The following is a 10,903-nucleotide window of genomic DNA, read 5'->3' on the forward strand; positions in this document are numbered from 1 at the left end:
AGTACCGATGGTGACGGTCGACGGCCCGGACAATCCTCGGGTGGTGGCCAAGCCGTGGTGGAACGCGGAGCGTCAGGCGCTCCTTGACCAGCTGCGCGAGGCGCGGCCGCCCGACGACCGGATCGCGGCACGGCCGCGGCACGGCCGCCCCGCGCTGTCCCTCGCCCAGGAACGACTGTGGTTCGTCGACGCCGTCGCTCGGGGTACCGGTGTCAACACCGTGTCTGGCGGGTTGTGGCTTCGCGGGGAGCTCGACCGAGCGGGACTGCACCGGGCGGTGCGTGGCATCGTCGCCCGGCACGAGGTGCTGCGAACCACGGTGCACGTCGACGGCGACGGTCGGCTCGGCGGCCTCCTCACCGACCCGGCCGTACCGCTGCCGGTGCTCGAAGCGGACGGCCCGGCGGAGGCGGTGCGGGCGGCCAAGGATCTGGCTTCGGCCCGGCTCGACCTGACCGCCGGTCCGCTGCTCCGTGCGACGCTGCTGCGCGTGGCGCCGGAGGAACATCTGCTGGTCCTGACCGCGCATCACGCGGCCGTCGACCGCGTATCACTGGAGATCATGGTGCGCGAGCTGGTGGCCGGGTATGTGGCGCCCGGCAGCGTCGAACCCCCACCGGTCCAGTACGCCGACTACGCCGCCTGGCAACGCCGCCGCTTCGCCTCCGGCGCGCTCGCGGCCCAGGTCGACCATTGGCTGGACCGCCTGCGCGGCGCGCGGGTCCTCGACCTCGCTCCCGAGTGCCCCCGGCCGGCGCGGCGAAGCTACGCCGGCGCTGTCGTCGAGCATGCCGTGGCGCCGGGCGCCGCGGCTCGGCTGGCGGCGCTGGGCCGGGAGCATCGGGCGACGCCGCTGATGGTCGCCATCGCGGTCTGGGCGCTCGCCCTGTCCCGGCTCGCGGACCGGCCGGACGTGGTCATCGGCACGCCGTTCGGTGGCCGTGACCGCATGGAGCTGCACCGCCTGGTGGGCTGCTTCGTCAACCTCCTGCCGCTGCGAATCGACCTCGCGGGCGCCGGTTCGTTCGGCGCGTTGCTCGATCACGTCCGCGACGTCATGGTCGCCGCGGCCGCCAACGCGGAGGCGCCGTTCGACGCGATGGTGCGCGGGCTGCGCCTTCCCCGCGACCCGGGCGGCGATGTGCCGCTGATCCGGCACGTGGTGCAGCAGGCCGAGCCGATGCCTCGGGTGCAGGCCGGGTCGCTCGAACTCGTGCCGCAGGACATCGACATCGTCGTGGCGCGGTTCGACCTCACGGTCTTCGCCCGTACCAGCGGACGCGACGGCCTGGACTTCCGCATCGTGTACGCGACTGAGGTGCTCGACGCCGCCGCGGTGCGTCGGGTCGTGAGCGAGGTCGACCGGGTGTGCGCGGAGGTCGCCGGCGAGCCAGTGCGCTCTTTCAGCGTCTGAAGCCCTGGCGTTCGCCGATCTGTTCCACCTTCTTCGTCGGCCCGGACACGATGAGCGTGTCGCCGTCCTCGATCATGGTCTCGGGCAACGCCGTCTCGGCTTCCCCGCCCGCGCGCTTGACGGCGACGACCGTGATGCCGTGCCGGGTGCGCAGGTTCAGCCGGCTCAACGCCGAGCCGAATATCTCGTCGGGCGGGTACACCTTGGCGATGGCGTAGCCGTCGTCGAGCTCGATGAAGTCCAGCAGCTGGCCGGTGACGAGGTGGGCGACCCGCCCGCCCATGTCGGCCTCGGGGTACACGACGTGCCGGGCGCCGATGCGCTCCAGGATGCGGCCGTGCTTGGCGGAGATGGTCTTGGCGCAGATCTCCTCGACGCCGAGGCCGGTCAGTGCGAGCACGGTCAGCACGCTGGCCTGGATGTCGGTGCTGACGACCGCCCGGCTGAACTCGCCGACGCCGACCTGGCGCAGTGCGTCCTCGTCGGTCGAGTCGGCCCGCACGACGTGGGGGAGCACGTCGGAGAGTTTCTGAACGATCTCGAGATCGTCATCGATGCCGAGCGCCTCGTGGCCGAGCTTGGTGAGCGACTCGGCTACCTGTCCGCCCAACCGCCCGAGCCCGATCACCACCACGCCCTCGGACGCGTCACGCTTGTTCATGGAGCCTCTACGGTCACCCCAACGCTCATCCGATGATCGGTCGTTCCATCTGTACCAACGCATTGGGGGGGGGGGTGACGTTGTCAGGACGTGCGATGACAAGGGCAGCGTTCAGCGCCGATCTCAGCGACGCGGCGTTGATCGTCTGCGGATTCGTGGAGCGCCGTCTGGGCGCGACCGCCGGCATGGTGGCGACGGCCACTGGGATCACGTTGCGGGCCGTCGACGATTCGATCGGCGAACTTGTCGGCGCCGGCCTGCTGTACCGGAGCGACTCCGGCCGGTTGAGCCCGACGAGCCCTTGCCTGGCCCTCGACGAACTGACCAATCGGCACTGGCGTGACCTGGCCGCCCGGCACCGCCGGCTGCAAGGCGTCTACCAGGCGCAGCAACGGGTGTTCGAGGCGCTGAGCGCGGTGCCCGGTGCCGAGGGTGAGACTGCGACCGGGAGTACCGCCGCACAGGTCGAGCCGGTGTGCCCGCACCGCCTCGGGCCGCTGATGAGCGCGTCATAGGGGTGCGGCTCGTGTGCCCGACGCCGCTGTTGACATAGCTGCACAGCGGTGAACCGACAGCCGGCCTCGATTATCCGGCTCTGGCGCATGGCCGGGCGGATGAACCTGGTCGTGCAGCGGTCGTGCCTGAACTCGCTGAGCACGTACCGTCTCCTGCGGATGCTGGGTCGGCGCCGTGCCAGACTGCGGGTGGTGGACGCGGTGCCGTTGCCCGTCGCGATTCTCGACGAGGCAGCGGTACTGGCGGGAAATCCTCTCCGTGCGGACCGGGACGTCATGATGCTGCGAGGCCGTCCGGTGGTGGACCCGTGGGCCGCGGTCTTCGATCACCTCTGGTCCACGTCCGATCACCTGCCGGCACGTCACCCGGTCCGGGTGCGGGACGAGCCCGCACCACATGGGCTCGGCGCGCAGCAACAGGCGGTGCTGCGCCTGCTGGCCTGCGGAGCCAAGGACGAGGCGATGGCTCGGCACCTCGGCGTCTCGCTGCGCATGCTCCGCCGCATCGTGGCCGAGACCATGACGAAGCTCGGTGCGCAGTCGCGGTCTTCTTGCGCTCGGACGTGCTGCTGTCAAATTGCCGCCCAATTGCCGCCTGCTGTCCTGGCGCGAGACCGGTACCCGCACCAGAGTGGGAACAGATGATCACCAGACGGACCGGCGATCGTCGCACGATGCGCGATCCCTCGGCCCATCGGAACATCGACTGGCATGGCTCCGGCAACCGGCCGTCCGTTTGACCGGTCTGTCCGGAGGGTGCCGGAGCGTGGCGCTGGAACCGCTGCGCTACAACACGAGGGAGGCCGATCCGGCGGAGGTGGCAGTTATCTACATGAATGAACGACGGAGTCGGACGACGGGCGTCGGATGGTGAGAATGGCTTGCGGGGGGACGGGACCAATCGCGACGGGGAAGCACCGGTGATGGTGCACATGGGGGAGAGCGCACAGACCGCACCGCTGATCGGCCGCCAACGACATCTGGACCTGCTGCAGCGCAGGCTCCGCCAACTGCATCGGGGCCGGCCGCGCATCGTCGAGGTCGTCGGTGGACCGGGTGCCGGCAAGAGCCGCCTGCTCGGCGCGCTCACCGTGCGGGCCGCGCACGAGGGCCTGCCGGTGTTGACCGTGACGCCGACCGAGCTGCCGCACGGGGCGGCGGCGGAGCTGCTGCAAGCGCTCGCCGCGCACGCCGGCGCGGAGGGCGGGCAACCGGCATCCACGGAGCCGGCGCTGGCGCGGCTGCTGCCGGCCGAGGTCAACGACCGGCACGACGTGCGCCGCTCGTCGTACGCGGTGGCGAACGCCGTGCGGGTGATGCTGGACCGGGCCGGCGGCGACGGCCTCGTGCTGGTGTGCGACGACGCGCACCGGCTCGACCCGTCGTCGATCGACGTGTTGGCCCACCTGCTGCACCATCCGCCGGCCACGCCGGTGCTGCTCGTGCTGGCCCACCGTTCCCGGCAGGCGCCGGTGGAACTGCGCGACATCCTCGCTGGTGCCGGTGCTGCCTGCCTGACCGTCGAGCCGCTCGCCGACGCGGACGTCGACCGTCTGGCCGGCTCGTCGCTGTGCGGGCCGCACCGGCGCGACCTTCCAGGGGCCAGCGGGGGCGTGCCGATGACTGCGCTGGCGCTCGCGGCCTGGTGCGACGGCGCGTTGTGCACGGGCCGGCCGTTCACCGCGCCGGTCGACGGCCCACCACCGCCCGCCGCCCGGGCCCTGCAGGCCGAGCTGGCCCGGCTCGGTCCGCACGCGGAGCGGACGCTGTCCGCCGCGGCCGTCGCGGGCGAGCCCTTCGACCCGGTGCTCGTCGGCGCCGTCGCCGAGCTCGACGGCGACGCGGTGCTCGCCGCGATCGACGAACTGCTCGCCGCCGACGTCGTGCGCTGCGCCGACAACAGCGGCCAGTTCCGCTTCCGTGATCCGGCGGTGCGCCGGGTCGCCTATGCCGGCGCACCGGGCGGCTGGCGGCTCGGCGCGCACGCCCGGGCCCTGCAGACCCTGCAGCAGCGCGGTGCGCCGACGCACCGGTGCGCCGAGCACCTTGCCCGCGTGGCGTTGCCCGGTGATGTCGCCGCCGCGGACGACCTGGCCACCGGGGCCCGAGCGCTGCAGGGCACCGACCCGGACACCGCTGTCGCGCTGTACCGTTGCGCCCTTCGCCTACTGCCGGACGAACCGGCCGCGGTCGTGCGCCGCGGGGAACTGCTGTTGGCCACGGCACACTGCTGCGTGACGACCGGGCGAGCCGTCGCGGCGACCGCGGCGCTGGACGCCTGGCTGGCGCTGCCGTGGGTCGACCGCGACCCGGACGCCTCCGCCCGCGCGGTCGAGTTGCGGGCCACCGTGCTGCGGGCTTCGGACGAGCACGACGCCGCCGACGCGCTGCTGCGTGAGGCGATCGAGGCGCAGCCGGACAGCCGTGATGCCCGTCCGCTCGCCCGGCTACGGCTGGCCCTCGCGGCGAGTCCGGCCGCGACCCCACAGGGCGCCGACGACGCGTTGCTCACCGCGACGGGTACCGGGGTGCCGGTGCTCCTCGCGCACGCCTTGGCGCTCAGCGCACACGCCCGAGCGGCGGCGGGCGCGGTCGGCGCCGCCCAGCGCGTCCTCGACGAGGCGGCCCGGCTCGTCGACCAGCTGCCGGACCAGGCGCTCGGCGGGCGGCTCGCCGTCGTGGCCGACCTCGGGGTGGCGGAGCTCGCCGTGGAGCGGACCGGCGAGTCGCTGCGGCACCTGCGTCGCGGTGCCCGTCTCGCCGCGGCTGGCCGTCATTGGCAGCTGCTGGTACCGATGCAGGTCGCGATCGGCTGGGTCCACCTCGTCCGGGGCGACCACGCCGACGCCGCCCGCTGCGTGGCGGAGGCGGCGACGCTCACCGCCACACTCGAGGCGCCGGCGCTCACCACCGCGGTGGAGGCGCTGCGCGGCGTGCTGGGCAAGGCGGACGAGGCGGGCACTGTCGTGCCTGGATGGCGGGGCGGTTACCTGCCCGGTCGGCTCGCCGCCGCGCTGCTGGCCGCCGGCGGCGACCCGGATGCCGTCCTCGCGGTCGGCGGCGGCCCGGAGCTGCCGGGCCTCCCGGCGTACGCCCGGGTCGGCGTCCTGGACCTCCTGGCACGGCTCGCCGCACCGTCGGACGCCGTGGACCGGGCTCGGAGGGCGCACGAGGTCGCCACCCAGCTGCGGCTGCCCGGCCAGCTCGCGCTCGCCCAGCTGACGCGGGCGGACACCGAGCCGGACCGGCGGCAGGCCCAGCAGGCGGCCCGCTCGGCCGCGGCCGGCGCGCGCGAGTGCGACCTTCGGGCGCTGGTCGCCTGGGCGGCCGTCGCTGAGGTCCGGGCAGTCGCCGCCGAGCGCGGTCCGGACGCCATGGTCGGCGGCGGAACCAGCGGCCCTGCGGAGGGCGCTCGCGGTTCTGCGGACGGCGGCCGCCCCGGCGAGGATGTGGCCGGTGTTGATCTCGCGGCGGCCATCGAGATGGCCACCCGGGCGGTGCGTGAGGGCGGCGGCCCGCGGCTCGAGGCGGAGCTGGCCGTGGTCCTGGCGACGCTGCGGGCGCGCCCCGATCGCGTCGGGCCGACGCGACCGGTCGGCGGCGTCGCGCGGCTGGCCGATTCGCTGGAGGCCGACAAGCTCTCCGGTCTGACCGCCCTGACGCCGCGCGAGCACCAGGTCGCGGAGCACGTCAGCCTCGGCTGCACCAACCGGCAGATCGCCCGCCGGCTCGCGGTGAGCCACAAGACCGTCGAGACGCACCTCGGCCGGATCTTCAACAAGCTCGGTGTGCAGTCCCGCGCCGAGATCGCCAACCTGATCGGCCGGGCCACCGGCCCGGCGGCGTACGCGCCCGACGGTGCGGAGACGACGTGCCCGCTGTGCGGGACGCTGGGGCACCTGGCCAGCGCCTTCTGAGGCAGGCTGCTTCGCGCGCGAAGCGCGGGTCAGGGGTTCGCCCGACTGGGTCGGCGATGACGCGGCGACAACGATGAGAGGCACGGCTGCCACGCCGGCGCCGTGCCACCCGCTCGTACCCCGAGGAGCCGCATGAGCGACGTCGGATCCAATGCCGCCGTGGTCGAGGAGCTCGACCTGGGCGACGACCGCCTCTACACCCGGCGGGACATGGAGCCGGTGTGGCGCGGCCTGCTCGAGCGCGACGCCGTGGTCTGGACGCCGCCCGGGCACGGCCACCGCGGGTTCTGGTCGGTGTTCTCGCACGAGGCGTGCCGGGCGGTGCTGGCCGACGACGGGTCCTTCACGTCCCGCCACGGCATGTTCATCGGCTTCGACACGGCGCATCCCGACACCGGCGGCGGTCGCATGATCGTCGTGAGCGAGGGCGAGCGGCACGAATGGCTGCGCGCCGTCGTGGGCCGCTACTTCGCGCGTGCCATGACCGGCCCGCTGCACGCCGTGCTCGTCGAGCAGGTCGACGCCCTCATCGACGTGCTGCGGGCGGCGCCGGTCACCGACGCCGCCGGCCGCGTCTCCACGTGGGTGCCCAACGAAATCGTCTGCGAGGTCCTCGGCGTGCCGGCCGGCGACCGCGAACAGTTCCGCCAGCTGACCCACTTCGCCGTCGGGGCACCCGACGACCCGCCCGCCATGTCGCCCTCGGCCGCGCATACGCGGATCATGGCGTACCTGGCCGAGCTCGTCATGGCGCGCCGGAGGCACCGCGGCGACGACCTCATCAGCGCGCTGCTGCACGAGGGTGGCTTGAGCGTCGAGGACGTGCTGCTCAACTGCGACAACGTCTTCGCCGCCGGCAACGCCACGACCCAGCACTCGGTGGCCGCGATGTTGCACGCGCTGGCCGTCACCCCGGGGCTCGCCGAGCGGCTGCACGGCGACCGGCGTCTGCTGCGGCCCGCGGTCGAGGAGCTGCTGCGCTGGTCGACGCCGGGGCCGCACGTCCTGCGGGTGGCCACGGCCGACGTCGAGGTCAACGGTGTGCGGCTGCCAGCGGGTGCGCCGGTCGCCTGCTGGCTCATGGTGGCCAACCGCGACCCGCGGGTCTTCGCCGAACCCGACCGGTTCGATCCGGCCCGCCAGCCCAACCGGCACCTGACGTTCGGCGCCGGCGTGCACTACTGCCTCGGCGCCGCCCTCGCCCGGATGGAGCTCAAGGTCCTGCTCGACCGGCTCACGGCCGCCGCCCGCTCGGTCGCGCTGGCCGACCCGCCGGTCCGGCTGCGCAGCACCAAAGTGAATGGATATCGCCAGCTGCGTGTCACCTTCCAATGGCGCACCCCCGCGCGGATGGGAGCATCGGCATGACGCAACCCGGCATCCTCGACGGCGCACCGACCGGCGCACGGCCCGGCACGCCGGCCGGCGCGTTGATCGACGCGGCGTCCGACCTGGCGTTCGGTCAGGTGGTCGGCCTTCGGCTGGACGCGCAGGAGCACCGCGACCTCGCCGCGATCGCCCAGCGGCTCGCCGCGCAACCGCCCGGGCTGGTCGACGACGCCCGCTGGCTCGCCGCCGCCCGGGACCTGTCCGCTGAGCTGCCGCTGCGGCTGCGGCAGTGCCTGCGCCGCTTCGCCACCGACGCCGGCGCCGAGGCGATGCTGCTGCTGCGCAACCTGCCCGTCGCGGCGGACAAGCTGCCCGACACACCGTCGCACGCCGATTCGGTCCAGCGCGGCAGCACGGTGCCGGCGTCGGTGCTCACGCTCATCGCCCTGTCCCTCGGCGAGCCGGTCGCGTTCCGCGAGGAGAAGTCTGGCGCGCTGGTGCAGGACGTGGTGCCTGTGCCGGGCATGGAGACGTTCCCGGGCAACGCCGGCTCGGTGCCGCTGAGCGCCCACGTCGAGAACGCCTTCCACCCGCACCGGCCCGACATCGTGGGCCTCTGCTGCCTACGCAGCGATCACGACAACCGGGCCGGCCTGCAGGTCGCCTCGATCCGCCGCGCACTGGCCCACCTCACCGAGGAGGCCCGTTCGGTGCTCGGCGAGGCGCGCTTCCGCACCGCCGCGCCCGCCTCGTTCGGGCCGCTGGGCACCACGGCGCCGGCGCACCCGGTTCTCGCCGGCGACCCGGCCGACCCGGACCTCATCGTCGACTTCGAGAGCACCGCGCCGGTCGACGAGGCGGCCGCCGCGGCCCTGCGCGAACTCGCCGCGGCCCTGCACGCCGTGCGGCGCACCGTCGTGCTGGCCCCGGGTGACCTCGCGCTGGTCGACAACCGGCTCGCCACCCACGGTCGCACGGCGTTCGCCGCGCGGTACGACGGGCGGGACCGGTGGCTGCAACGGGTCTTCATCCACCGCGACTTCCGTCGGTCCCGTGCGCTGCGGCCGGGCGGCGGACACGTGCTGACCAGCCGACCCGGTGACTGAGGAGTGACGATGGCGACCAACCCGTTCGACGACGACGCGGCCACCTTCCACGTGCTGGTGAACGAGGAACGGCAGTTCTGCATCTGGCCCGTGTTCGCCGACGTCCCCACCGGCTGGACCGTCGTGCGCGCCGACCAGCCGCGGGCGGACGCGCTGCGGTACATCGAGCAGACCTGGACCGACATGCGCCCGGCCAGCCTCGCCACCGCCATGGACGGACTCCGCCGGTGACCACCGCCGCCCAGCGCCGCGAGGTGCTCGCCGACGCCGACGACACCGCGCGCGACGTGCCCTTCGTCCACCTCGGCGACCGGCTCACCGGCCAGGCGCGGCGGACCCCGGACGCCGTCGCGGTGCAGTGCGGCGCGGTGACGCTGACCTACGGCGAGCTTGCCGAGCGCGCCAACCGGCTGGCGCGGCTCCTGGTCGCGTACGGCGCCGGCCCGGAGCGGCTCGTCGCCGTGGCCGTCCCGCGCAGCGCCGCGCTCATCGTCGCGCTCGTCGCCGTGGTGCAGACCGGCGCGGCGTACCTGCCCATCGAGCTGGACCACCCGGCGGACCGCACCGCGTTCATGTTCGACGACGCCGCCCCGGTCCTCGTGTTGACCGGCGCCGGAGTGGCCGGTCGCCTGCCGCTGGCCGGCCGGACGGTGGTCGACCTTGATGATCCCGTCACCGCCGCCCACCTCGCCGCGGCGGCGCCCGCGCCGCTCACCGACCGTGACCGACACTGCCCGGTCGCCGCGACCAACCAGGCGATCGTGATCTACACGTCGGGCTCGACCGGCCGGCCCAAGGCCGTCGTGGTCGAGCACCGGTCACTCGACATGTACCTGTCCTGGGCGCGGCACGCCTACCCGGCCGTCGCCGACGCCGCCCTCGTGCACACCCCGATCGCGTTCGACCTCACGGTCACCGGCGTGCTCGCCCCGTTGACCGCCGGCGGCCGGGTCGAGCTCATCGAGCTTCGTGACGGCCGCCCGGCGCGGCGGCCGGCCTTCGTCAAGGCGACCCCGAGCTACCTGCCGATGCTCAGCGGCCTGCCGTCCGAGTTCTCCCCGACGGGCCAGCTCGTCCTCGGCGGTGAGCTGCTGCTCGGCGAGCCGCTCCGCGACTGGCGGCGACGAAATCCCGGCGCGACGGTCGTCAACGAATACGGGCCGACCGAGACGACCGTCGGGTGCAGCGAGTTCCGAATCGAGCCCGGCGACGAGGTGCCCGACGGTGGCATCACGATCGGCACGCCGGTGTGGAACACCCGCCTGTATGTGCTCGACGCCGCGCTGCGGCCGGTGCCCACGGGCGTGGTCGGCGAGCTGTACGTCAGCGGTGCGCTCGTCACCCGCGGCTACCTGCGCCGGCCGGCGCTCACCGCCACCCGGTTCGTGGCCGACCCGTTCACCGGCGGGCGGATGTACCGCACCGGCGACCTCTCCTACCGCCGCGAGGACGGCCTGCTCATGTTCGTGTCCCGGACCGACGACCAGGTCAAGATCGCCGGGTATCGCATCGAGCTCGGCGAGATCGAGGCCGCGCTGTGCCGGCACCCCGACGTCCGCCACGCCGGGGCGGCCGTGCGGCGACGCGCCGACGGCACCCCACGCATCGTGGCCGCCGTCGTGCTGAGCACGGACCCCACGACGGGTTCCGCGCCGACCGGGGCGTCCGGGGCGTCCGGTGACCGGACCGCCGACGGCACCCGGCTGCGGGCGCACGTGGCGGTCCTGCTGCCCGACTACATGGTGCCGGCCGTCGTCACCGTCGTGCCGGCACTGCCGTTCACCGCCAACGGCAAGCTCGACCGCAAGGCCCTGCTGGCGCCGGATCGGAAGAAGCCCTGATGGCGGCGGCGCCGACGCGCTGGTCCCCGGCCGCCGATCGCGACGGCATCCGGGTCCAGCCCACCGGAACCGTTCGGCTTGTCCACTGTCGACTATGTGCCGTTCGCGGCCGTGCGTGCG

Annotated in this window: 9 protein-coding genes; 8 read left to right on the plus strand and 1 reads right to left on the minus strand. The window is 74.0% G+C overall.

The window, feature by feature from the left end; genetic code table 11:
* The first annotated feature begins 7 nt into the window (after window positions 1-7).
* Complete coding sequence (locus AB0C02_RS27235) at window positions 8-1,414, plus strand: condensation domain-containing protein (protein ID WP_357551792.1); 1,407 nt, start codon at window positions 8-10, stop codon at window positions 1,412-1,414.
* Here AB0C02_RS27235 and AB0C02_RS27240 read toward each other — a convergent pair.
* Window positions 1,404-2,075, minus strand: a complete 672-nt coding sequence (locus AB0C02_RS27240) for a TrkA family potassium uptake protein (RefSeq protein WP_357551793.1) — start codon at window positions 2,073-2,075, stop codon at window positions 1,404-1,406. The two genes, AB0C02_RS27235 and AB0C02_RS27240, sit on opposite strands and share 11 nt — an antisense overlap.
* Window positions 2,076-2,170: 95 nt before the next feature.
* On the opposite strand from AB0C02_RS27240, the gene AB0C02_RS27245 reads away from it, so the two are divergent.
* From AB0C02_RS27245 to AB0C02_RS27275, 7 genes are all read left to right on the plus strand, one after another.
* Window positions 2,171-2,590, plus strand: a complete 420-nt coding sequence (locus AB0C02_RS27245; RefSeq protein WP_357551794.1) for a hypothetical protein — start codon at window positions 2,171-2,173, stop codon at window positions 2,588-2,590.
* Window positions 2,591-2,689: 99 nt separating this feature from the next.
* A complete protein-coding gene (locus AB0C02_RS27250) occupies window positions 2,690-3,235 on the plus strand; it encodes a hypothetical protein (RefSeq protein ID WP_357551795.1) in 546 nt (181 codons plus the stop codon).
* A gap of 278 nt (window positions 3,236-3,513) precedes the next feature.
* Window positions 3,514-6,507, plus strand: a complete 2,994-nt coding sequence (locus tag AB0C02_RS27255; RefSeq protein WP_357551813.1) for an AAA family ATPase — start codon at window positions 3,514-3,516, stop codon at window positions 6,505-6,507.
* Between the two features lie 132 nt (window positions 6,508-6,639).
* Window positions 6,640-7,875: a cytochrome P450 gene (locus AB0C02_RS27260; protein WP_357551796.1), complete on the plus strand. Its 1,236-nt coding sequence runs from the start codon at window positions 6,640-6,642 to the stop codon at window positions 7,873-7,875.
* On the plus strand, window positions 7,872-8,942 hold the full coding sequence (locus tag AB0C02_RS27265; protein ID WP_357551797.1) for a TauD/TfdA family dioxygenase: 1,071 nt from the start codon (window positions 7,872-7,874) through the stop codon (window positions 8,940-8,942). Before AB0C02_RS27260 ends, AB0C02_RS27265 begins: the two co-directional genes overlap by 4 nt.
* A gap of 9 nt (window positions 8,943-8,951) precedes the next feature.
* Complete coding sequence (locus tag AB0C02_RS27270) at window positions 8,952-9,173, plus strand: MbtH family NRPS accessory protein (protein WP_357551798.1); 222 nt, start codon at window positions 8,952-8,954, stop codon at window positions 9,171-9,173.
* Window positions 9,170-10,783, plus strand: coding sequence for an amino acid adenylation domain-containing protein (locus AB0C02_RS27275; RefSeq protein ID WP_357551799.1), 1,614 nt, complete (start codon window positions 9,170-9,172; stop codon window positions 10,781-10,783). Before AB0C02_RS27270 ends, AB0C02_RS27275 begins: the two co-directional genes overlap by 4 nt.
* Window positions 10,784-10,903 lie beyond the last annotated feature (120 nt).

Source organism: Micromonospora sp. NPDC048999, from assembly GCF_040649295.1.
Classification (GTDB): Bacteria; Actinomycetota; Actinomycetes; order Mycobacteriales; family Micromonosporaceae; genus Micromonospora.